Source organism: Streptomyces sp. V4I2 (genome assembly GCF_030817655.1).
Lineage (GTDB): Bacteria > Actinomycetota > Actinomycetes > Streptomycetales > Streptomycetaceae > Streptomyces > Streptomyces plumbiresistens.
In genome coordinates, this window is sequence record NZ_JAUSZM010000003.1 from 4,674,305 (window position 1) to 4,696,773 (window position 22,469).

The 22,469-nt window shown below is 69.4% G+C and carries 21 protein-coding genes, 1 tRNA gene and 1 pseudogene; 14 read left to right on the top strand and 9 right to left on the bottom strand.

Annotated elements, in window-relative coordinates; all coding sequences use genetic code 11:
- Nucleotides 1-1,326, bottom strand: coding sequence for a sensor histidine kinase (locus QFZ76_RS21960; RefSeq protein ID WP_307675342.1), 1,326 nt, complete (start codon nt 1,324-1,326; stop codon nt 1-3).
- A 167-nt stretch (nt 1,327-1,493) separates the two neighbouring features.
- Here QFZ76_RS21960 and QFZ76_RS21965 point away from each other — a divergent pair, with 167 nt between their 5' ends.
- The 8 genes and pseudogenes from QFZ76_RS21965 to QFZ76_RS22000 all read left to right on the top strand — a co-directional run bounded on the left by QFZ76_RS21965 (nt 1,494) and on the right by QFZ76_RS22000 (nt 7,941).
- Nucleotides 1,494-2,357, top strand: a complete 864-nt coding sequence (locus QFZ76_RS21965) for a hypothetical protein (protein ID WP_307675343.1) — start codon at nt 1,494-1,496, stop codon at nt 2,355-2,357.
- Nucleotides 2,358-2,371: 14 nt separating this feature from the next.
- Nucleotides 2,372-2,446, top strand: a tRNA-Gln gene (locus QFZ76_RS21970).
- Between the two features lie 113 nt (nt 2,447-2,559).
- Entirely contained in the window at nt 2,560-4,008 is a 1,449-nt protein-coding gene (gene glmU, locus QFZ76_RS21975) for a bifunctional UDP-N-acetylglucosamine diphosphorylase/glucosamine-1-phosphate N-acetyltransferase GlmU (protein ID WP_307675344.1), read from the top strand.
- 136 nt (nt 4,009-4,144) lie between these two features.
- Nucleotides 4,145-5,126 (top strand): annotated as a pseudogene (locus QFZ76_RS21980) (ribose-phosphate diphosphokinase).
- A 185-nt stretch (nt 5,127-5,311) separates the two neighbouring features.
- On the top strand, nt 5,312-5,896 hold the full coding sequence (locus QFZ76_RS21985) for a 50S ribosomal protein L25/general stress protein Ctc (protein ID WP_307675345.1): 585 nt from the start codon (nt 5,312-5,314) through the stop codon (nt 5,894-5,896).
- A 70-nt stretch (nt 5,897-5,966) separates the two neighbouring features.
- A complete protein-coding gene (gene pth, locus QFZ76_RS21990) occupies nt 5,967-6,569 on the top strand; it encodes an aminoacyl-tRNA hydrolase (protein ID WP_307675346.1) in 603 nt (200 codons plus the stop codon).
- Between the two features lie 52 nt (nt 6,570-6,621).
- Nucleotides 6,622-7,125, top strand: a complete 504-nt coding sequence (locus QFZ76_RS21995; protein ID WP_307675347.1) for a hypothetical protein — start codon at nt 6,622-6,624, stop codon at nt 7,123-7,125.
- Between the two features lie 138 nt (nt 7,126-7,263).
- Entirely contained in the window at nt 7,264-7,941 is a 678-nt protein-coding gene (locus QFZ76_RS22000) for an LPXTG cell wall anchor domain-containing protein (RefSeq protein WP_307675348.1), read from the top strand.
- A gap of 91 nt (nt 7,942-8,032) precedes the next feature.
- On the opposite strand, the gene ppc is transcribed toward QFZ76_RS22000, so the two are convergent.
- Nucleotides 8,033-10,774, bottom strand: coding sequence for a phosphoenolpyruvate carboxylase (gene ppc, locus QFZ76_RS22005; protein ID WP_307675349.1), 2,742 nt, complete (start codon nt 10,772-10,774; stop codon nt 8,033-8,035).
- A gap of 290 nt (nt 10,775-11,064) precedes the next feature.
- Between ppc and QFZ76_RS22010 the strand changes: the two genes are divergently transcribed.
- Together QFZ76_RS22010 and QFZ76_RS22015 are read left to right on the top strand one after the other, a co-directional pair.
- On the top strand, nt 11,065-12,075 hold the full coding sequence (locus QFZ76_RS22010; RefSeq protein ID WP_307675350.1) for a fatty acid desaturase: 1,011 nt from the start codon (nt 11,065-11,067) through the stop codon (nt 12,073-12,075).
- Nucleotides 12,072-12,746, top strand: coding sequence for a TetR/AcrR family transcriptional regulator (locus QFZ76_RS22015; RefSeq protein WP_307675351.1), 675 nt, complete (start codon nt 12,072-12,074; stop codon nt 12,744-12,746). The genes QFZ76_RS22010 and QFZ76_RS22015 overlap by 4 nt, the downstream gene beginning before the upstream one ends.
- A 44-nt stretch (nt 12,747-12,790) precedes the next feature.
- Here the strand turns inward: QFZ76_RS22015 and QFZ76_RS22020 are convergent, their stop codons facing one another.
- Both QFZ76_RS22020 and QFZ76_RS22025 read right to left on the bottom strand, forming a co-directional pair.
- Nucleotides 12,791-13,153 carry a VOC family protein gene (locus tag QFZ76_RS22020; RefSeq protein ID WP_307675352.1) on the bottom strand — a complete coding sequence of 121 codons (363 nt, stop codon included), beginning with the start codon at nt 13,151-13,153 and terminating at the stop codon, nt 12,791-12,793.
- Nucleotides 13,153-13,971, bottom strand: a complete 819-nt coding sequence (locus QFZ76_RS22025) for a trans-aconitate 2-methyltransferase (protein WP_307675353.1) — start codon at nt 13,969-13,971, stop codon at nt 13,153-13,155. The genes QFZ76_RS22020 and QFZ76_RS22025 overlap by 1 nt, the downstream gene beginning before the upstream one ends.
- Before the next feature lie 118 nt (nt 13,972-14,089).
- Here QFZ76_RS22025 and QFZ76_RS22030 point away from each other — a divergent pair, with 118 nt between their 5' ends.
- The gene (locus tag QFZ76_RS22030) at nt 14,090-14,587 is read left to right on the top strand and encodes a MarR family winged helix-turn-helix transcriptional regulator (RefSeq protein ID WP_266438349.1); all 498 of its coding nucleotides are present in this window, start codon (nt 14,090-14,092) and stop codon (nt 14,585-14,587) included.
- Here the strand turns inward: QFZ76_RS22030 and QFZ76_RS22035 are convergent.
- The gene (locus tag QFZ76_RS22035) at nt 14,546-15,313 is read right to left on the bottom strand and encodes a response regulator transcription factor (protein WP_307675354.1); all 768 of its coding nucleotides are present in this window, start codon (nt 15,311-15,313) and stop codon (nt 14,546-14,548) included. The two genes, QFZ76_RS22030 and QFZ76_RS22035, sit on opposite strands and share 42 nt — an antisense overlap.
- A 261-nt stretch (nt 15,314-15,574) precedes the next feature.
- On the opposite strand from QFZ76_RS22035, the gene QFZ76_RS22040 reads away from it, so the two are divergent.
- On the top strand, nt 15,575-16,030 hold the full coding sequence (locus QFZ76_RS22040; protein ID WP_307675355.1) for an N-acetyltransferase: 456 nt from the start codon (nt 15,575-15,577) through the stop codon (nt 16,028-16,030).
- Here the strand turns inward: QFZ76_RS22040 and galK are convergent.
- Genes galK through galT form a run of 3 tightly spaced genes read right to left on the bottom strand, consistent with a single transcriptional unit; the run spans nt 16,023 to nt 19,260 of the window.
- Complete coding sequence (gene galK, locus QFZ76_RS22045; RefSeq protein ID WP_307675356.1) at nt 16,023-17,186, bottom strand: galactokinase; 1,164 nt, start codon at nt 17,184-17,186, stop codon at nt 16,023-16,025. The two genes, QFZ76_RS22040 and galK, sit on opposite strands and share 8 nt — an antisense overlap.
- Before the next feature lie 38 nt (nt 17,187-17,224).
- Nucleotides 17,225-18,202 carry a UDP-glucose 4-epimerase GalE gene (gene galE, locus QFZ76_RS22050; RefSeq protein WP_307675357.1) on the bottom strand — a complete coding sequence of 326 codons (978 nt, stop codon included), beginning with the start codon at nt 18,200-18,202 and terminating at the stop codon, nt 17,225-17,227.
- A complete protein-coding gene (galT, locus tag QFZ76_RS22055; protein WP_307675358.1) occupies nt 18,199-19,260 on the bottom strand; it encodes a galactose-1-phosphate uridylyltransferase in 1,062 nt (353 codons plus the stop codon). The genes galE and galT overlap by 4 nt, the downstream gene beginning before the upstream one ends.
- 188 nt (nt 19,261-19,448) lie before the next feature.
- Between galT and QFZ76_RS22060 the strand changes: the two genes are divergently transcribed.
- Nucleotides 19,449-21,140, top strand: a complete 1,692-nt coding sequence (locus QFZ76_RS22060; protein WP_307675359.1) for a sodium:solute symporter family protein — start codon at nt 19,449-19,451, stop codon at nt 21,138-21,140.
- 21 nt (nt 21,141-21,161) lie between these two features.
- Entirely contained in the window at nt 21,162-21,518 is a 357-nt protein-coding gene (locus QFZ76_RS22065; protein ID WP_307675360.1) for a hypothetical protein, read from the top strand.
- An 87-nt stretch (nt 21,519-21,605) separates the two neighbouring features.
- On the opposite strand, the gene QFZ76_RS22070 is transcribed toward QFZ76_RS22065, so the two are convergent.
- A complete protein-coding gene (locus QFZ76_RS22070) occupies nt 21,606-22,304 on the bottom strand; it encodes a LuxR C-terminal-related transcriptional regulator (RefSeq protein WP_266438330.1) in 699 nt (232 codons plus the stop codon).
- Nucleotides 22,305-22,469 lie beyond the last annotated feature (165 nt).

A 22,469-nucleotide genomic window follows, 5' to 3' on the forward strand; every position in this document is an offset into this window, starting at 1 on the left:
CTACGAGGCCGGAATCACCGCGGACACCCGAAAACCCCCCGCGTCCGTCGGCCCCGACACGAACACCCCGCCCAGCGCCACGACCCGCTCCCGCATGCCCACCAGCCCGTTGCCACCGGACGGCAACCGCGCCGACGACTCCGACGCCACCTCCGGCGGCGGCTCGTTCTCCACCTGCATCGCGATCTCCGACACCCGATGCGCGAGCCGTACGTACGTCTTCGCCCCCGCCGCGTGCTTGTGGACGTTCGTCAACGCCTCCTGCACCACCCGGAACGCCGTCTGCTCGATGTCCGAGGCATACAACCGCGTCTCCCCCTCCACCGACAGGTCGACCACCATCCCCGCGGCCGCCGACTGCCCCACCAGCACATCCAGATCGGACAGACAAGGCCCGGGCCCGTCACCCCCACCCTCGTCCACGGCGACCCGGGAAGCCGCCACCGCCGCGGCCGCCCCCACCGCCGCCAACGGCACCTCGTCGCGCCGCGCAGCGGTCGCTCTGCCGTCCCCGGTCCGCAACACCCCGAGCATCTCCCGCAACTCGGTCAACGCCTGCCGCCCCATGTCCCCCACAAGCGCGGCATTCTTCACAGCCTTCTCGGGATCCTTCCGAGCAACGGCCTGCAGCGCGGCCGCATGCACGACCATCAGGCTCACCCGGTGCGCCACCACATCGTGCATCTCCCGCGCGATCCGCGTCCGCTCCTCGTTCCGCGCCCATTCGGCCCGCTCCTCGGCCCGCTCGGCCAGCAACTGCAGCTCCCGCTCCAGACTGTCCGCCCGCTCCCGCAAACTCTCCATCAGCCGCCGCCGCGCCCCCACATACATCCCGAACAGCAACGGCGGCGCGGTCAGCCCCAAGGACGCGGTGATCGCCGCGAACGGGAGGAACCAGTCCCCCAGCGTCAGATCCCCCCGCACCATGTCCTGCCGCACCCGCACGAACGTCACGATCAACGTCCCCACCAGCTGCATCCCCGCCAGCGAACCGATGATCCGCCTCGGCAACTCCGACGCCGCCAGCGTGTACAGGCCGACGATGCCCATCAGGAAGCCCATCTGGGCGGGCGTGATCGCGATCGACACCAGCACGACAGCGATCGGCCACCGCCGCCGCAACACCAGCACCGAACCGGCCAACAGTCCGAACACGATCCCCGCGGCGACCGGAATCCCCGCGTCCCGCGCGAAGGGATACCCCTCCACTGCACACTCCACCGCGGACACCACGGCCAGACTCACGTCCAGCACCGCACTGCGCCGCCTGGCCCACCACCACGGCCCTCCCAAGGCCGTCGTGTGTTCTTCCCCCGTCGTGGTCATGCCTCCAGCCTACGGGCGCCGGGTGCCCCTTTTCCGGTGAGTTTCCGTGACTGGCCTACACCACACTGCGTGACCGAACGGCGACGAAACCGCCCGATATCCCTCGAACTGCTGAATCGCTCACCGTTCGACCCCGGAAGATCGGATTCCACCCGGACGGTATGCCCATGGCACATCCACACGGCAAGTACGCGGACTTCGAGGGGCTGCGGGAGCGGGCGGTGACGCTGCGGCGCGAGGGCTTCAGCCGACGCCAGATCCGCGACCATCTGCACGTCGACAACAACGACATCCTCAACCGCCTCCTGGAGGGCGAGGCACCCCCGGAATGGACGAAGCGCCCGAACGCGAAGGACGACCTACGGGACAAGGCGAGGGAACTCCGGCTCCAGGGCTGGACGTACGACCAGATCCAGGTGGAGCTGGGGTGCTCCAAGAGTTCGATCTCGCTTTGGGTTCGAGATCTGCCAACGCCGGAACGGCGGAAGCGCACGCGGGAGGAAGCGTCGGCTATCGCGAAGCGGGGCTGGGAAGCCACGCTTCGTCTTCGGGAGGAGAAGCGTCAGCAGACCAGGCAATCGGCAGCGGAGGAAATCGCGCAGATGACGGATCGCGAACTGTTCCTGGTGGGCGTCGGCCTCTACTGGGCTGAGGGTTCGAAGAGCAAGCCGTATCGAAGGCAGGAGCGCGTCACCTTCGTGAACAGCGATCCCGGCATGATCACGCTCTTCCTGGCCTGGCTCAATCTGCTCTGCGTAGAACCGGAGCGCCTCAGGTTCGCCGTACAGATCCACGAGACGGCCGACGTGGCAAGCGCCGAGGAGTTCTGGGCCGACCATGTCGGCGTCGAACGAGCCACGTTCCTCAAGACGACGCTCAAGAAGCACAACCCCAGCACGAACCGGAAGAACACCGACGAGAACTACTACGGCTGCCTGCGCATCGATGTCCGGGGCGGAGCCGATTTGTACCGTCGCATCGAGGGATGGTGGTCTGGCATGGTGGTGGAGGCCAAGCGGCGAACCGCGTAGGCTGCCCTGAGTGATCCCCCGTGGTGTAATCGGCAACACACATTACTTTGGATAATGTATTTCAGGTTCGAGTCCTGGCGGGGGAGCCATACCCGGTTCGGGCCCTGACAGCACTGTCAGGGCCCACTCTCATGTCCCCCAAGAAACGCCCCGGTATCCTGCGGATGTCACCCCTCCCCCTCCACAGCCGAAGGGCAACCCCGTGAGCGCCATTCGCCCGGCAGCCGTCGTCGTTCTCGCAGCGGGTGAGGGCACCCGTATGAAGTCGGCCACACCCAAGGTTCTGCACGAGATCTGTGGCCGGTCCCTCGTGGGGCATGTGCTTGCCGCCGCGCGTGAGTTGCAGCCCGAGAACCTCGTCGTGGTCGTCGGCCACGCCCGCGAGAAGGTCACCCCGCATCTCGCCGAGATCGACGCCGACGTACGTACCGCGGTCCAGGCGCAGCAGAACGGCACGGGGCATGCCGTGCGGATGGCGTTGGAGGAGTTGGGCGGGCCGGTCGACGGGACCGTCGTGGTGGTGTGCGGGGACACTCCCCTGCTCACCGGCGAGACGCTGCGGCAGCTCGCCGCCACGCACTCCGCCGACGGCAACGCGGTCACCGTGCTGACCGCCGCGGTTCCGGATGCGACGGGTTACGGCCGTATCGTGCGCGACGAGGTGTCCGGGGTCGTCACCGCGATCGTCGAGCACAAGGACGCCAGTGAGACGCAGCGGGCCATTCGGGAGATCAACTCCGGGGTGTTCGCCTTCGACGGGCAGCTCCTCGCCGACGCTCTCGGCAAGGTGCGGACGGACAACTCGCAGGGCGAGGAGTACCTGACCGACGTCCTCGGGATCCTGCGTGAGGCGGGGCATCGGGTGGGCGCCTCCGTCGCCGGTGATCACCGTGAGATCGCCGGGATCAACAACCGGGTGCAGCTCTCGGAGGCGCGGCGGATTCTCAACGACCGGTTGTTGAACCGCGCGATGCTCGCCGGCGTGAGTGTCATCGATCCGGCCACGACCTGGGTCGATGTCGACGTTACTTTCGAGCAGGACGCCGTCGTGCATCCGGGGACGCAGTTGCACGGCTCGACGCACCTCGGCGAGGGTGCCGAGGTGGGGCCCAATTGCCGGCTGAGGGACACGCGGGTGGGTGCCGGGGCGCGGGTGGACAACACGGTTGCGGACGGCGCGGAGGTCGGGCCGCAGGCGACCGTGGGGCCGTACGCCTATTTGCGGCCGGGTACGCGTCTTGGGCTGAAGGCCAAGGTGGGTACGTATGTGGAGACCAAGAACGCCTCGATCGGCGAGGGGACGAAGGTCCCGCACCTGTCCTACGTGGGTGACGCGACGATCGGTGAGTACACCAACATCGGTGCGGCCAGCGTCTTCGTGAACTACGACGGGCAGGACAAGCATCACACCACCGTGGGGTCGCACTGTCGCACCGGTTCGGACAACATGTTTGTGGCGCCTGTCACGGTCGGGGACGGTGCGTACACCGCCGCCGGGTCCGTGATCACGAAGGATGTGCCGCCCGGTTCGCTGGCCGTGGCCCGCGGTCAGCAGCGGAATATCGAGGGTTGGGTGGCTCGTAAGCGTCCGGGGAGCGCGGCCGCGAAGGCGGCCGAGGAGGCCTCCCGGCAGGGGGAGAGCGAAGGCTGACCGGAAACGGCTGCGTCAAACACGGCGTACCGTGATAAGTGCACATCCGCACGCCCCACCAGCCGAGACGGCCTCTCGCAGCCAGCTGAGACGGTTTGTCGGCACCCAGTTGAGACACCTCTGAGGAGACAGTGCTGTGACCGGGATCAAGACGACCGGCGAGAAGAAGATGATGTTCTTCTCCGGCCGCGCCCACCCCGAGCTTGCCGAGGAGGTCGCCCAGCAGCTGGGTGTCGGGGTTGTCCCGACGAAGGCCTTCGACTTCGCGAACGGGGAGATCTACGTCCGTTATCAGGAGTCGGCGCGCGGTGCGGACTGCTTTGTGATCCAGAGCCACACGGCTCCGATCAACCAGTGGATCATGGAGCAGTTGATCATGATCGACGCGCTGAAGCGTGCTTCGGCCCGCTCCATCACCGTCATCGTGCCGTTCTACGGTTACGCGCGGCAGGACAAGAAGCACCGTGGGCGTGAACCCATCTCGGCGCGTCTGATCGCGGATCTGATGAAGACGGCCGGTGCTCACCGCATCCTGACCGTGGATCTGCACACGGACCAGATCCAGGGCTTCTTCGACGGCCCGGTGGACCACCTCTTCGCCCTTCCCCTCCTCGCGGACTATGTGGGCAAGAAGGTCGACAAGGACAAGCTGACGGTCGTGTCTCCGGACGCCGGCCGGGTCGCGGGTCGCCGACCGCTGGTGCGACCGGCTGGGTGCGCCGTTGGCCATCGTGCACAAGCGGCGCGACAAGGACGTGGCGAACCAGGTGACCGTCCACGAGGTCGTGGGTGAGGTCAAGGGCCGGGTGTGTGTGCTGGTCGACGACATGATCGACACGGGTGGCACCATCTGCGCGGCTGCGGACGCCCTGTTCGCGCACGGCGCGGAGGACGTCATCGTGACGGCGACGCACGGTGTGCTGTCGGGTCCGGCGGCGGACCGGTTGAAGAACTCGCGGGTGAGCGAGTTCATCTTCACGGACACGCTGCCGACGCCGGGTGAGCTGGGCGCGGATCTGGACAAGATCAAGGTGCTGTCGATCGCGCCGACGATCGCGAGTGCGGTGCGTGAGGTGTTCGAGGACGGTTCGGTGACGAGCCTGTTCGACGAGCAGTAAGCACTGCCTCGAAGATCCTTTTGGGTGTGGCCTCCCCGCCGAGTAGACTGCTCAAGTTGCTCGGCGAGGGAGGCCGTACCGCTTTTCAGGAGGCGTACGGCGGTCCGTTATCGACGCGCTCTTCGTAGCAGGCCGATTGTTTGGCCGGGTGACCACCTTCCCCGACTGTTCTACGAGGAGTGACCATGGCTGACGTCAAGCTCGCCGCCGAGACCCGTACCGAGTTCGGTAAGGGTGCGGCCCGCCGTATCCGCCGTGACAACAAGGTTCCCGCCGTTGTCTACGGTCACGGTGCCGAGCCGGCCCACATCACGCTGCCGGGCCACGAGCTGCAGCTCGCCCTGCGCACCCCGAACGTCCTGCTCACGCTGGACATCGAGGGCAAGACCCAGCTGGCGATCCCGAAGGCCGTGCAGCGCGACGCGATCAAGGGCTTCCTGGAGCACGTCGACCTGCTTCTGGTGACGCGCGGCGAGAAGGTCAACGTCGAGGTGTACGTCCACACCGAGGGCGAGCTCGCGCCGGGCGCCTACCTGCTCGAGCACGTGCTGAGCACGCTGAACGTCGAGGCCGAGGCCACGCACATCCCGGAGTCGGTCACCGTCTCCATCGCGGGCCTGGAGGCCGGTGACTCCATCCTCGCCAAGGACATCCCGCTGCCCGAGGGCACCACGCTGCTGACCGACGAGGACGCGGTCGTCCTCCAGGTCCTGGCCGCCCAGGCCGAGGAGGCCCCGGCGGAGGGCGAGGCCGAGGGCACCGAGGCCTGATCCTTCCCGGAATACCGGTTGCCGGCCGCCGCTCCCCTCGGGGGCGGCGGTCGGCGCGTATGAAGGAGACATGCACGTGACGACCGATGCGAACGCCCCTTGGCTGATCGTCGGCCTCGGCAATCCCGGGCCCGAGTACGCGGCCAACCGGCACAACGTCGGCTTCATGGTCGCCGATCTGCTCGCGGAGCGGATCGGGGGCAGGTTCAAGCGGGCCGGTAAGGCGCAGGCGCAGGTCGTGGAGGGGCGGATCGGGCCGCCCGGGCCGGGGAACCGGCGGGTGGTGCTGGCAAAGCCGATGTCGTACATGAACCTGTCGGGCGGGCCGGTGAACGCGCTCAAGGACTTCTACAAGGTGCCGGTGGCGAATATCGTGGCCATTCATGACGAGTTGGACATCGACTACGGGGTGCTCCGGCTGAAGCTCGGCGGCGGGGACAACGGGCACAACGGGCTGAAGTCGATGACGAAGGTGATGGGTCCGGAGTATCACCGGGTGCGGTTCGGGATCGGGCGGCCTCCGGGGCGTATGCAGGTCGCGGACTTCGTGCTGAAGGATTTCTCGTCGGCGGAGCGCAAGGAGCTGGACTACTTCGTGGACCGGGCCGCCGATGCCGTGGAGTGCCTGGTGATCGAGGGGCTGGAGCGGGCGCAAAGCACGTACAACTCCTGACTTGTCGGTCGGCGGACCCGGCCGAGTTTGACTGTCCGTCCTGGCATGGCCAATGATCCCCGCCATGCCTGCCACACCCACCAGTTCCCGTCAGGCCTCGCTCGTCGCGTTGCGCTTCGGTCGCCTCGCGGCGATGGCCACGGTCGCGGTGCTGATCCTGATCGCGGGCGTGTGGGGGTCCTGGGGCACCGCCCAGCACGTGATGCTCACCAAGGGCCGGGAGCGCGGCACGGTCGAGGTGACGCGGTGCGGGGCGGAGACCTGTACGGGGCCGTACACGCCGATGTCGACCGGTTCGACGGCGCGGAAGAGCGTCGTCATCGAGCACACGGTGGCCGTGCGCAGGGGGCGGACGTACGACGTGGTCGTGAAGCCCGGCAGTGACGACGTGGTCCGGTCGGGTCCCGCCGGGATCCTCTACTCGTGGGTGCCGATGGGCGGCGCGCTGCTGCTCGCGTCGGTGGTGGTGGCGGGCGGGCTGCGGCGGACGCGGCTCGCGTGGGGGCTGGCGGGGTCGGGAATCGCGCTGCTGACGGCTGTCTTCGTGACGATCTGAGGGGTTTCGGCGTTCTCAGGTCCTGTGGAGGAACCGAGTGTTTCCTGTTCGTGATTGACCTGTGGTCAGTCCCGGCTGGAAGCTGAGCCGCCCCCTCCACATCTTCCCGTTCACATCTCGAAGATGGACTACTGACCCATGCATACCCTCTCTCGCGCCGGCGTCCTGTCCGCCGTCGCAGCGGCGGCCTTCCTGGCCGCCCCCCTCGCGCACGCCACTCCTCCAGGCGACAACGGCACCGTGAAGATCCACGACGCCTCCACCGGCGAGGAGCTCCGCAAGAACGAGCCCCACGTCTGCACCTTCTACCTCGACGCCTTCGGCTTCGACGCCGTCCAGCAGGTCGACTGGCACATCGAGGCCTGGGCCCCGACGGCCGACGTCAAGGGCGAGACGGTGACGTCCGGCGAGATCGCCCTGGACGCCGACGGTCACGGCCGTACGGACGACCTGTCGCTGCCCGACGGGCACTACAAGCTGTTCTGGAACTTCGACGGCGAGAACGGCGCCGCCAAGCACAAGGTGTTCTGGACGGACTGCGAGGACGAGGGCGAGCCGGGCGGCGGGACCACCTCGACGCCGGGCGCGTCGGCATCCGTCTCTCCGTCCACGTCAGCGTCCGCGTCCGCGCCTGCTTCGGGTGCGGCTTCCCCCGTCGCCTCCGACGGCCCGGCCGCCTCCCCGTCCCCGCAGGGCGGCACCGGCGGCGACCTCGCCGAGACCGGCAGCGGCGCCCCGGTGGGCCTGCTGTCCGGGCTCGCGGCCGCGCTGGTCGCGGGGGGCGGTTACCTGGTGTTCCGTCGCCGTAAGGCCTGATGGCACGTACGAACACGCACACAGGTGCCCCCGAGTCTCCGGTACGAGGCTCGGGGGCACCTTTGTGTCCGACTTGTGCCCGAAGGGGCCGTCAGCCGGTGTTGCGCAGGCCCGCCGCCACGCCGTTGACCGTCAGCAGCAGGGCCCGGGACAGCAGCGGGTCGGGCTGCTCGCCCGCGGCTGCCGCGTCGCGCTGGCGCTTGAGGAGGGTGACCTGGAGGTAGGAGATCGGGTCCAGGTAGGCGTCGCGGATGGTGAAGGTCTGCTTCAGCACCGGGGTGGCGTCGAGGAGTTCCTTCTCGCCCGTCACCTTCAGCACCTCGCGCACGGTCAGTTCGTGCTCGGCCCTGATGGTCTCGAAGACGTGCTTCAGGTCGTCCGGGACGAGTGTGTCGACGTAGTGGGCGGCGATCCGCAGGTCCGTCTTGGCGAGGGTCATCTCGACGTTGGAGACGAAGTTGCGGAAGAAGTGCCACTGCTCGTGCATCTCGTCGAGCACGGTGTCCAGGCCGGCCTCGCGCAGGGCCTTCAGGCCGGAGCCGACGCCGAACCAGCCGGGCACGATCTGCCGGGACTGGGTCCAGCCGAACACCCACGGGATGGCGCGCAGGCCGTCGAGTCCGGCGCCGGAGTCGGGCCGCCGGGACGGCCTCGATCCGAGGTGCAGGTCGGCGAGCTGGTCGACCGGGGTGGCCTTGAAGAAGTACGCGGGCAGGTCGGGGTCCTCGACGAGCCTGCGGTAGGCGGAGTGGGCGGCGTCGGACACCAGGTCCATGGCCGCGTCCCAGCGTGCCAGGGCGTCGTCGGACTGGCGGGGCGCGGTGTGCAGGGCGGAGGCCTGGAGGGTGGCCGCGACGGTCAGCTCCAGGTTCTCGCGGGCCAGGGACGGCACGAGGTACTTGTCGGAGATGACCTCGCCCTGCTCGGTCACCTTGATCTCGCCTTCCAGGGTGCCCCAGGGCTGGGCGAGGATCGCGTCGTGCGAGGGGCCGCCGCCGCGGCCGACGGTGCCGCCGCGGCCGTGGAAGAGCCGGAGCCGTACGCCGTACCGGTGTGCCACGTCGCGCAGGCGTCGCTGGGCGCGGTGGATCTCCCACTGCGAGGTGGTGATGCCGCCGAACTTCGAGGAGTCGGAGTAGCCGAGCATGACCTCCTGGACGTCGCCGCGCAGCGCGACCAGGCGCCGGTAGGACGGGTCCGAGAGCATGTCCTCCAGGATCGTGTCGGCGGCCTTGAGCTCGTCGGTGGTCTCCAGGAGCGGCACGATGCCGATCTTCGCCCAGCCGGCGTGCAGGTCGAGCAGGCCCGCCTCGCGGGCCAGTACGGCCGCCGCGAACACGTCGTCCGCGCCCTGGCACATCGAGATGATGTACGACTCGATGACCTCGGGCCCGAAGACCTCCAGGGCCCGCTTCACGGTCTGGAAGACACCGAGGGTCTTCTCGCCGGCCGCGTCCACGGGCGCCGGGGTGGGGCCGAGCGGGCGGCGGGAGCGCAGCTCCTTCGCAAGCAGCTTGCCCCGGTACTCGCGGGGCATGTCGGCGTACCGCCAGGACTCCTCGCCGAGCCGGTCGAAGAGCTGGCCGAGGGCGTGGTGGTGGGCGTCCGCGTGCTCACGTACGTCCATGGTGGCGAGCTGGAGGCCGAACGCCGCGAGCGTGCGGATCGTACGGTCCATGCGGCCGTCGGCGAAGAGGCCGCCGCGGTGTTCCCTGAGGGAGGTCTGGATCAGCTTGAGGTCGGTCAGCAGCTCGGCGGTGCCGAGGTAGTCGCGGCCCGGCTCGTGCGGGATGCCCTTGGCCAGGCGGGTCTTGGTGTTCTCCAGCTTCTGCCGGATGCAGGTGGCCTTGAGGCGGTAGGGCTCCTCGGCGTTGAGGCGCTTGTAGCGGGGGCTGATCTCCGGGAGGCGCTCCAGGTCGGTGCCGAGGGAGTCCAGGAGCTCGTCGGTGGCGCCGGTGTAGCGGATGGAGTTGGAGAGGAAGCCGCGGAGCTCGTCGATCATCTCCAGGGCGTCGTTGATGCCGTGCTCGTGCTGGAGGATCAGGACGTCCCAGGTGACCTGGGGGGTGACGTTCGGGTTGCCGTCGCGGTCGCCGCCGATCCAGGTGCCGAAGGTGAGGGGCCGGGTGCTGTCGGGGAGCTTGACGCCGACCCGCTCCAGCTCGGCCGTCAGGTCCTCCAGGACGTCGCCGACCGCGCCCGCGTGCAGCTCGTCCAGGTAGTAGATGGCGTTGCGGGCCTCGTCGGCGGGCTCCGGGCGGACGACGCGCAGTTCGTCCGTCTGCCATACGAGGTCGATGTTCTCGGCCAGGCGGGTGTCGTAGCGGCGGCGGTCGGCCTCGATGACCGGGACCTCCAGGAGGGCCGCGATGCGCCGGAGCTTGTTGAGGACCGAACGGCGGGCGGCCTCGGTGGGGTGGGCCGTGAACACCGGGCGGACGTTCAGGTTGGCGACCGTCTGGCGCAGGTGCTCGGGGTCGGCGTCCTTGAGGCGGTCGGCCGTGCGGGCGAGGAGGCTGCCCTCGGCGGCGCGCTTGGCGCGCAGTTCGCGGCCGCGGTGGACCTGCTCGGTGACGTTGGCCAGGTGGAAGTAGGTGGAGAAGGCGCGGACCAGCTTGGCCGCGGTCTGCAGTTCGGTGCCGCGCAGCAGCTCGGCGGCGGCTTCGCCGTCCTCACGGGTGAGGCGGCGGACCTTCTCGACCAGTTCGAGCAGCTCGGGACCCTCCTGGCGCACGAGGGTCTCGCCGAGCAGATCCCCCAGTCGCCGGATGTCGGCGCGCAGCTCGCTGCTGGTCGACATGGTGCTCGTCGTCAGGTCGTCGGCACTGCTCACAGGTGCGGCTCCTTGCAGTGTTGAAGCTCGTCCGGAGGGGAACCCGGATGGCGGCCAGGTCGGCTGTGTGCCGCATACGGGCCGGACATCCGGGAAGAAATCAGTGCGGACCGCGCTGTCCGACCGATCCAAGGATAGGTGTCCATGCGGACGCGCAGAATCTCGGGCTCTTGCCGCAGGGCGGCGCGCTGCCATACTTACGAAACCGTAGGTTACGGAACCGTAGGAAGTACGGCACGGTTCCCTCGCCCCGGCATCTGCCTCAATCCCAGACCCCACAGGGGACGCGCATGACCACGAGCTCCGATGTGATCGAAGGCAATTCGAAGGCCCCCGACGACACCCCCCCTCCCTCCGCCACCCTGGGCGGTGAGCAGAAGCGCTCGCTGGAGCAGATCACGCTGCTGCTGTTCATCACCGTTCCGTTCCTCGCGCTGCTGTCGGCCGTGCCGCTGGCGTGGGGCTGGGGCGTGAGCTGGCTGGACCTCGGCCTTCTGGTCTTCTTCTACTACCTGGGCTGCCACGGCATCACGATCGGTTTCCACCGCTACTTCACGCACGGCTCCTTCAAGGCGAAACGGCCCCTGCGGATCGCGCTGGCGATCATGGGGTCGATGGCGGTCGAGGGGCCGCTGGTGCGCTGGGTGGCCGACCACCGCAAGCACCACAAGTTCTCCGACGCCGAGGGCGACCCGCACTCGCCGTGGCGTTTCGGGGAGACGGTTCCCGCGCTGATGAAGGGCCTGTGGTGGGCCCACATCGGCTGGATGTTCGACGAGGAGCAGACCCCGCAGGACAAGTACGCACCGGACCTGATCAAGGACAAGGCGATCCGGACGATCTCCCGGCAGTTCATCATGTGGACGCTCGTCTCGCTGTCGCTGCCCGCGGTGATCGGCGGTCTGGTGACGATGTCCTGGTGGGGCGCCTTCACCGGCTTCTTCTGGGGCTCGCTGGTCCGGGTGGCCCTGCTGCACCACGTCACCTGGTCGATCAACTCGATCTGCCACGCGGTGGGCAAGCGGCCGTTCAAGTCGCGCGACCGCTCGGGCAACGTGTGGTGGCTGGCGGTCCTGTCCTGCGGCGAGTCCTGGCACAACCTGCACCACGCCGACCCGACGTCGGCGCGGCACGGGGTGGAGCGGGGCCAGCTGGACTCCTCGGCACGTTTCATCCGCTGGTTCGAGATGCTCGGCTGGGCCTATGACGTGCGCTGGCCGTCACGCTCGCGTATCGATTCCCGCCGTAACACGGGTGAGGACGGTTCCCGACGCAAGACGGAGACCGCCGAGGCGGCATGATTGACGCCGTGGCGACCGACTCCAGCAACTCCAGCAATGAAAAACCGCGGCGCGCCCGTCGCACCCGGATGACCGGTGCCGAGCGCCGGGCTCAGCTGCTGGAGATCGGTCGCACCCTCTTCGCGTCGAAGGGCTTCGAGGGCACCTCGGTGGAGGAGATCGCGGCGAAGGCCGGGGTGTCCAAGCCGGTGGTGTACGAGCACTTCGGCGGCAAGGAGGGGCTGTACGCGGTGGTGGTGGACCGCGAGATGCGGCGCCTGCTGGACATGGTGACCAGCTCCCTGACCGCCGGCCACCCCCGCGAACTGTGCGAGCAGGCGGCCTTCGCGCTCCTGGACTACATCGAGGAGTACACGGACGGTTTCCGCATCCTGGTCCGTGACTCCCCCATCCCCCAGTCGACGGGTTCCTTCGCCTCCCTGATCTCGGACATCGCCACCCAGGTGGAGGACATCCTGGGCCGCGAGTTCAAGAACCGCGGCTTCGACTCGAAGCTGGCCCCGCTGTACGCCCAGGCGCTGGTCGGCATGGTCGCGCTGACCGGCCAGTGGTGGCTGGACGTCCGCCGCCCGAAGAAGGCGGAGGTGGCCGCGCATCTGGTCAATCTGGCGTGGCACGGGCTGGACGGGCTGGAGGCGAAGCCGCACCTGATAGGTCGCCGGAAGAGCTGAACGGCCGCTCGCAGAGCCGGCTCCGTGGGACCGTGGGGGCTTGATCAAGCCATCGGTTCCAGGAACTCCAGCCGGTTGCCCACGGGGTCCGCGGAGTAGAAGCGCCGGTGCCCCGGCAGGTCGTCGTCCCAGGTGACCGTCGCTCCGCGGGCCTCCAGCGCGGCCGCGTACGCCCCGATGTCCGTCACCCGAAGGCCGGGGTGGGCCTTCTTCGCGGGCCGGAAGTCGGTCTCGATCCCCAGGTGCAGGTGAACCGGGCCCGCCCGGAACCAGCATCCTCCACGCGCCGCGAGCACCGGCGGCTTCGGGAGCTCCGTCATGCCGAGGACGCCGACGTAGTACGCCCGCAGCCGCTCCTCGGAGCCGGGCGGGGCGGCGAGCTGCACGTGGTCGACGGCGGTGATCATCACGCCTCCTTGCGGGCGACCGCGAAGATGCGGCGGAAGGGGAAGGGCGTGCCGTGCGGGCCGGTCGGATAGGCCTCGCGCAGGGCGGCCCGGTAGGTGCTCATGAACTCCTCCCTGGCCGCCGGGTCGTCGTCGAGGGCGGTGAGGACGGGGCGCAGGCCGGTTCCCTTCACCCAGTCGAGGACCGGGTCCTCGCCCTCCAGCAGGTGGACGTACGTCGTCTCCCACACGTCCGCCGTGCAGCCGAGGTCGGCCAGCCGCTCCAGGTAGGCCTCGGGCGTGAGGACGGCGTCGCCGTGGCGCAGGGTGTCGGCGAGGCGGTCCTGCCAGCGGGCGGAGTGGGCGAGTTCGCGCATCAGCCGGTGGCTGGGGGCGTCGAAGTTGCCGGGGACCTGGAAGGCGAAGGTGCCGCCGGGCACGAGGCCCGCCACCCACTGCGCGAACCGCTCCACGTGCCCGGGCACCCACTGGAGGGTGGCGTTGCTGACGATCAGGTCGTACGGCTCCGGCGGCGACCAGCCGCGTACGTCGGCGTGGGCGAAGTCGAGGCGGCCGCCGCCGGGGGTGGGGCCGGCGTGGTCCGCGCGCGCCTGGTCGAGCATCTCCGGCGAGTTGTCGTACCCGGTGATGTGCGCGGTGGGCCAGCGGTCGGCGAGCAGGGTCGTGACGTTGCCGGGCCCGCAGCCGAGGTCGGCGATGCGGGGCGGGTCGCCGGGGAGATCGGGGACGCGGGCGAGGAGGTCGACGAAGGGGCGGGCGCGGTGGTCGGCGTGGCGCAGGTACTGGGCGGGGTCCCAGGTGGGGGCGGTGGCGGGCATGGGCGGGCCTCCTCGTCGTGACCGTGTCCGACGTCCCAGCCTGCCGCCGATATACCTTGACGTCAAGAGTGTTGACGTCAAGAGACTTCACATCGACACAACCACTACACTGATCGTCATGGAGGACGAGGTCGATCGGCTGGTATCAGCATGGCGCCGGGAGCGCCCGGACCTCGACGTGGAACCGCTCGAGGTACTCAGCCGGGTGAGCAGACTGGCCCGGCACCTGGACCGGGCACGCCGGCTGGCCTTCGCCGAGCACAGCCTGGAGCCCTGGGAGTTCGACGTGCTGACGGCGCTGCGGCGCGCGGGCACGCCGTATCAGCTCTCGCCGGGACAGCTGCTGACCCAGACCCTGGTCACCTCGGGCACGATGACCAACCGCATCGACCGCCTGGCCAAGAAGGGCCTGGTCGAGCGGCTGCCCGACCCGAGCGACCGGCGCGGCGTGCTGGTCCGCCTCACGGACGACGGCAAGGACCGCGCCGACCAGGCCCTGGCCGGGCTCCTCGACCAGGAGCGGGCGATCCTCGCCGAACTGTCCCGCGCCCAGCGGGGCGAGCTGGCCGGACTGCTACGCCAGTTGACCGCCCCGTTCGACAACATCCCCGGCTAGGTCGACCGGACCCACGCCCGCCCGCCGCGCCAGCGCGACGGCGGCCAGCGTGGAGTGCACGCCGAGCTTGCCGAGCACGTTCTGCATGTGTGTGCGGACGGTGTGCGGGGAGAGGAACAGGCGCTCGGCGACGGCCTTGCGGCCCAGCCCCGCGACCATGCAGCGCAGCACTTCCCGCTCCCTCGGCGTGAGGGACTCCACCAGCTGTTCGCTCTCGGTGCGGTGTTTGCGCGCGGCGGTCAGCTCCCGCAGGACGCCGGTGAGCAGGGCGGGCGGCAGGTGGGTCTCGTCGCGCAGGACCCCTCGGATGACCGTCAGCAGCCGGGACAGCGAGCAGTCCTTGGCGACCCAGCCGGAGGCGCCGGCCTGCAGGGCGAGCGCGGCCCGCCTCGGGTCGTCCTTCTCGGCGAGGACGACGATCCGGACGGCCGGCTGCGAGGCACGCACCCCGACGACCAGCGAGATCCCGTCGACGAGGCCGTCCTCGTTGGCCTCCTGAACAGGTACGGCGGGCCGGACACCCAGGGCGTTGCCGCCCAGGTCGGCGTCGACCAGCAGCACGTCGTAGCGGCGCCCCTCGGCTGCCGCGCGCTCCAGACTGCGCACGGCGGCGGGACCGCTGCCCGCCGCGGAGACGTCCACGTCGGGCTCGGCCGCCAGTGCCGCGGCGAGTGACTCGGCGAAGATGCGATGGTCGTCGACGACCAGGACTCGGATGCGAACCACGAAACCCCCTTCCCCAAGCTCCTGAAGAGCAGGGGATACCTCAAGGTCGGGAGAACGAAGACGGATTCGCGGGTACGACGCCCGGAGGCATCGGTCACCGCACGGCCGCCGCCGTGCAGTACCTGCTACCCCCACTTCGGGCGTCGTACCCGACTGTCTCGCCCCCTGATCAGCACCGGCCCCCACCGGTGCTGCTCATCAGGGTACGGCCGGGGGCCGGGAGCGGAAGGGCATTTGCAGAACTGGCCGTCCGGCGCGTTTATGGTGAGCCGCATGTTTCGTATGGAGACAGAAGTCGACAAGGAACGGCGCGATCTTCTCCGGACCCGGCTGCGGGAGACGAACACGGCGTCCTCTCCCGTGCTGCGCGCCCTGCGCGGCACCCCCGGCGAACGCGAACACCCGCTGCACGTCTGGATCCTGGACGAGGCCGACCGCCTGGCCGGCGGCCTCGTCGGCCACACCTGGGCGACCTGGCTCCATGTGACGTACCTGTGGGTCGACGACCGCCACCGGGGCGCCGGCCTGGGCGCCGGGATGCTCGCGCAGGCGGAGCGGACGGCCCGCCGGGAACGGGGCTGTGCGGCCGTACGCCTGGAGACCTGGGACTTCCAGGCGCCGAGGTTCTACCAGAAGCAGGGGTACGAGGTGGTGTGCGTGATCCCCGACTATCCGCCGGGGATCACGGAGTACACGCTGACGAAGCGGCTCAGCTGAGCCTGCGCGCTCCCGCCGCCGGGACGGCCTCGAAGACCCGCGGTGCGGTGAAGTCCGCCGCGGCGAAGGCCTCCTGGACGGCCTTGGCGATGGTGTCGACGTCGGCGGCCTCCGCGAGGACGATCGCCGAGCCGCCGAAGCCGCCGCCGGTCATCCGGGCGCCCAGCGCGCCCGCGCCCAGCGCGGTGTCCACGACCAGGTCCAGCTCGGGGCAGGAGATGCGGAAGTCGTCCCGGAGCGAGGCGTGGCCCTCCACCAGCACCGGGCCGATCGCGCGGGTGTCGCCCGACTCCAGCAGGGACACGACCCGCTCGACCCGCTCGTCCTCGGTGACGACATGGCGGACCAGGCGGCGGACCTCCTCCTCGTCGCCGAGGCGGTCGAGGGCCGCGTCGAGTCCGTCGTACGGCACGTCCCTGAGCGCGTCGACGCCCAGCAGGGCCGCGCCCTTCTCGCAGCCGGCGCGGCGCTTGCCGTACTCGCCGTCGCTGTGGGCGTGCTTGACCTGGGTGTCGACGACCAGCAGGCGCATGCCCTCGGCGGCCAGGTCGAAGGGGATCTGCTTCTGGGAGAGGTCGCGGGTGTCGAGGAACAGGGCGTGGCCGGCCTCGCAGCAGGCGGACGCGGTCTGGTCCATGATCCCGGTGGGGGCGCCCACGTAGACGTTCTCGGCGCGCTGGCACAGGCGGGCCAGCTGCCAGCCCTTGAGGCCGAGCTCGTACAGGTCGTTCAGGGCGAGCGCGACCACGACCTCCAGCGCCGCCGACGAGGACAGGCCCGCGCCGGACGGGACGGTCGAGGTCAGGTGGACGTCCGCGCCGGTGACCGGGTGGCCCGCCTCGCGCAGCGCCCAGACCACGCCCGCCGGGTACGCCGTCCAGTTGCGGTCGGTCTCCGGGGCCAGGTCGTCGACGCGCAGTTCCACGACGCCGCCGTCGATGTCGGCCGAGTGCAGGCGCAGTACGCCGTCCTCGCGCCGGGACACCGCCGCGACCGTGATGTGCGGCAGGGCGAACGGCATGACGAAGCCGTCGTTGTAGTCGGTGTGTTCGCCGATGAGGTTGACCCGGCCCGGCGCCGCCCACACCCCCTCGGGACCGGCCCCGTACAGCTCCTCGAACCGCTCGGCGACAGCCCCTGCGACAGCCTCGCTCATGCCCTGACTCCTGACCTTTCCGTACGTGCTCGTCGGTACTACTTGCCCCGCCGCTGCGCGAAGTCCCACGCGTCCGCGACGATCCCCGCGAGGTCCGCGCGGGACGGGTTCCAGCCCAGTTTCTCGCGGGCGGTGGCGGCCGAGGCCACCAGGACCGCCGGGTCGCCGCCGCGGCGGGGGGCCACGACCTCGGGGATCGCGTGGCCGGTGACCTGCCGGACCGTCTCGATGACTTCGCGGACGGAGAAGCCGTTGCCGTTGCCGAGGTTGCAGATGAGGTGCTCGCCGGGGGTGGCGGCCCGCACCGCGAGGAGGTGGGCCTCGGCGAGGTCCGCCACGTGGATGTAGTCGCGGACGCAGGTGCCGTCCGGCGTCGGGTAGTCGTCGCCGTAGACGGAGATCGCGTCCCGCTTGCCCTGCGCGACCTGGAGGACGAGCGGGATGAGGTGCGACTCGGGGTCGTGGCGCTCGCCGACCATGACATTCGACCGCGTCCCGTACGCGCCCGCCACGTTGAAGTAGCGCAGGGAGACCGCCGCCAGTCCGTGGGCCGCCGACTCGCTCGTGATCATGTGGTCGACCGCGAGCTTCGTGGCGCCGTACGGGTTGGTGGGCTGGGTCGGCGCCGACTCGACGATGGGGACCTCGGTCGGCTCGCCGTAGGTGGCGGCCGTGGAGGAGAAGACGAGCCGGCGCACGCCCGCTTCGCGCATGGCGCCGAGCAGGGCCATGGTGCCGCCGACGTTGTTGTCCCAGTACTTCTCGGGCTTGACGACCGACTCGCCGACCTGGGAGGAGGCGGCGAAGTGCAGGACGGCGTCGAAGGAGGAGTCCAGCCACTTGGCGGCGTCGCGGATGTCGCCCTCCACGAAGGTGGCGCCCGCCGGCACCCCCTCGCGGAAGCCGGTGGAGAGGTTGTCGAGGACGACGACCTCGTGACCCGCCTCCAGCAGATGCTGGGCGACCACACTGCCGACGTACCCCGCACCGCCCGTGACCAGATACTTGCCGCTCATGAACTCGCTACCTCTCGCAGTCGCTCGGCCGCGGCTTCCGGTCGGATGTCGTTGATGAACACGTTCATGCCCGACTCGGAGCCCGCGAGGAACTTCAGCTTGCCGGAAGTGCGGCGGATGGTGAAAAGTTCGAGGTGCAGCGCGAAGTCGTCCCGGCTGACGCCCTCGAACTCCTCCAGCGCACCGAACGGCGCCTGGTGCCAGGCGGCGATGTACGGCGTCGCAGACTCGCCCTCACCGAATATCCGGTCGAAGCGCCTCAAGAGTTCCAGATAGACCTTGGGGAACTCTGTGCGCGCCTCCTCGTCCAGGCCGAGCAGGTCCGGCACCCGGCGCTTCGGGTACAGGTGCACCTCGTACGGCCAGTGCGCCGCGTACGGCACGAAGGCGACCCAGTGCTCCCCTTCCAGGACGACCCGCTCATCGGCGAGTTCGCGCTCCAGGACGGCGTCGAAGAGGTTCTCGCCTCCGGTCGCCTCCTTGTGAGTCGCCACTGAACGCAGCATCAGCGCGGTGCGCGGGGTGGTGAAGGGGTAGGCGTAGATCTGGCCGTGCGGGTGACCCAAGGTCACACCGATCTCCGCACCCCGGTTCTCGAAACAGAACACCTGCTCTACGGAGGGCAGATGCGACAGCTCCGACGTCCGGTCGGTCCACGCGTCCAGGACCAGCCGTGCCTGCTCCTCCGTCAGGTCGGCGAAGGACGCGTTGTGGTCGGAGGTGAAGCAGACCACCTCGCAGCGGCCCGAGTCGCCGGCCAGCGAGGGGAAACGGTTCTCGAAGACCACGGCGTCGTACGACGAGTCCGGGATCTCGCTCAGCCGGTCGCCCCGCGACGGGCACAGGGGGCACTCGTCGGCCGGCGGGTGGTAGATGCGGCCCTGGCGGTGCGAGGCGACGGCGACCGCGTCGCCGAGCAGCACGTCCCGGCGGACCTCGGACGTGGTGACGGTCGGGTCCAGCGGACGGCGGTCGACCGCGTCCCGCACGGTGTCGTCACGCAGGTCGTAGTAGATCAACTCGCGACCGTCGGCCAGTCGGGTCGAGGTCTTCTTCACGCCGGACTCCTCATTCGAGCCACCGAATCATCACCGAATCATCAAACAGAACTAAACACATCGAAACACAACTCACCACAACCGTCAACATCACAATCAAACAAAAAGCGTCGACCAGAGTGTTCAATCACTGAACGCGGAGGCGTAGGTTCCGCTCTGGATCAGTTCACGCAACGAAGCGAGTACTTATGCAAATCCCCACATATGCCCCCACATATATGGCGGCAGAGCTGCGACTCCCGACGAACTGGCTCGACTACACGATCCTCGGCATCTATTTCGTCGTCGTCCTGGGCATCGGCTTCGCCGCCCGCCGCTCGGTGAAGACCAGCCTCGACTTCTTCCTCTCCGGCCGCTCCCTGCCCGCCTGGGTCACCGGCCTCGCCTTCATCGCCGCGAACCTCGGCGCCACCGAGATCCTCGGCATGGCCGCGAACAGCGCGCAGTACGGCGCCTACACCACCCACTGGTACTGGATCGGCGCCATCCCGGCCATGGTCTTCCTCGGCCTGGTGATGATGCCCTTCTACTACGGCAGCAAGGTCCGCTCGGTCCCCGAGTTCCTGCTGCTGCGCTTCGACAAGGCAGCACACCTGCTCAGTTCGATCCTGTTCGCCTTCGCCGCCATCCTGATCGCCGGCGTCAACCTCTACGCCCTCGCGATCGTCGTCGAGGCGCTGCTGGGGTGGCCGGAATGGGTCGCTATCGTGGTCGCCGGCGCCTTCGTCCTCGCCTACATCACCCTCGGCGGCCTCTCCTCCGCGATCTACAACGAGGTCCTGCAGTTCTTCGTGATCCTGGCGGCGCTGATCCCGCTGACCGTGCTGGGTCTGAAGAAGGTCGGCGGCTGGGACGGTCTGTCCGACTCCCTCACCAAGACGCACGGCGCCGACTTCATGACCTCATGGGGCGGCACGGGCATCGGCAACGACAACCCGCTGGGCGCCAACTGGCTCACGATCGTCCTCGGCCTCGGCTTCGTCCTCTCCTTCGGCTACTGGACGACGAACTTCGCCGAGGTCCAGCGCGCCCTGTCGGCCAAGAACCTCTCGGCGGCCCAGCGCACCCCGCTGATCGCCGCGTTCCCGAAGATCTTCATCGTCTTCCTGGTGATGATCCCGGGCCTGGTGGCGGCGGTCCTGGTCCCGAAGATCGGCACGTCCGGCTCGGACCTCCAGTACAACGACGCGATCCCCTACCTGATGGAGGCGCTGCTCCCCAACGGTGTCCTCGGCATCGCGGTGACCGGCCTCCTCGCCGCGTTCATGGCGGGCATGGCGGCCAACATCTCGTCCTTCAACACGGTGTTCACCACCGACATCTGGCAGAAGTACGTGGTCAAGGACCGCGAGGACACGTACTACGTGCGCTTCGGCCGCCTGATCACGGCGGTCGGCGTCCTCGCGTCGATCGGCACGGCGTTCCTGGCCTCGTCGTTCTCGAACATCATGAGCTACCTCCAGACACTGTTCTCCTTCTTCAACGTCCCGATGTTCGTCGTCTTCATCATCGGCATGTTCTGGAAGCGCGCGTCCATGAAGTCCGGCTTCTGGGGACTGCTCGCGGGCACCACGGCGGCGATGGTCAACTACTTCTGGATCTACAAGCAGGGCATCATCGACATCCCCTCCGACCAGGGCGCCAACTTCGTCTCCGCGATCGCCGGATTCGTGGCCGGCGCGGTCGTCATGATCGCCGTGTCGCTCTTCACCGCCCCGAAGCCGGCCGACGATCTCCAGGGCCTCGTCTACGGCACGACCTCCCCCGGCATGTCCGAGCCGCCCGCCGTCGGCGACGACGCCTGGTACCGCAGGCCGGCCCTGCTGGGCTGGGGCGCGGTGATCCTGGCGGCCGCCTGCTACATCCCGTTCTCGTTCTGACCGCGGGAGGATGGAGAAACCATGTCTGAACACTCCGAGCACTCCAAGGACTCCGAGCACCCCGAACACCCCGGGTTCTCCGAGAAGGACGTCCTGCGGGAGGTCTCCGAACTCCAGACCAAGTCCGCGACCGCGGCCCGCCTCTTCGACATCCGCCGCATCATCGGCGGCCTGTTCGTCGTCTACGGCGTCATCGTCACGATCGCCGGCTTCACCGCGTCCGACGCCGACATCGACAAGGCCGAGGGCGTCAACATCAACCTGTGGACCGGGTTGGGGATGCTCGCCCTGGGCGTGTTCTTCCTGGTCTGGCTGAAGCTGCGGCCGGTGGCTCCGCCGCCTCCGGATGTGGTGCCGGGGGACGAAACAGTGCAGTGAGGTCCGGGGCGGGGGCGGCACAGCCCGGCGTCACGGGGTGCCGCCCCCGCCTCGAGTCATCCGGACGTCACCCGGCTCGTCCGCACATCACCCGGCTCCAGCCTCCGGTGGCAGGTGCGGCACCGGACCCGCCCGGTCCAGCAGGCCCGTCCGGGCCGCCAGCGCCGCCGCCTCCAGTCGTGAGCCCACGCCCAGCTTCATCAGTACGCGCTGGACATGTGTCCGGGCCGTGGACGGGGCGATGCCCATGCCGGCGGCGATCAGCCGGGTGTCCTCGCCGTCGGCGACCCGGACCAGGACCTCGACCTCCCTGGGCGTCAGCATCTGCAGCAGGCGCTGGCCCTCGTCGTCGGGCTGGGCCACCGGGTTGAGCAGTTCACTGAACGCGCCCTGGAGCAACTGCGGCGCCACCGCCGCCTCGCCCGCCCGGGCCTTCATGATCGCGCGCTCGACCCCCTCGATCCGCTCGTCATGCCGTACATAGCCGGAGGCTCCCGCGGCGAACGCCGCCGCGATCCCGCGCGGGCTGGGCACCGGGCCCAGCACCAGCACCGCGACCTGCGGACGCTCCCGCTTGATCCGTACCACCGGGTCGAACATCCCCGGCTCCGCCGGTGTCGCCGTCCCCAGCAGGCACACCTCCGGCGCCCGGCTGATCACCAGCTCCGCCGCGCCCGCGGCAGGCGCCGCCGCGGCGAGCACCCGGTGCCCCCGCAGTTTCAGCGCCGAGGCCAAGGCCTCGGCGAGCAGTCGGTGGTCGTCGACCACCATGAGCCGCACTCCCATCGAGCCCAACCCCCCAGTCCCCCAATGGATCCCCATGCATCAACCGTGAGTGCATCGCTGTGGATGCCCCACTATGGATGCCCACTGGTCCGCACGGACAGAAGCCCCCTCCCGGCTCCCCCGCCCTTCATGCCCCCGGAAGCTACACGCTTGTTCGACGTTGCG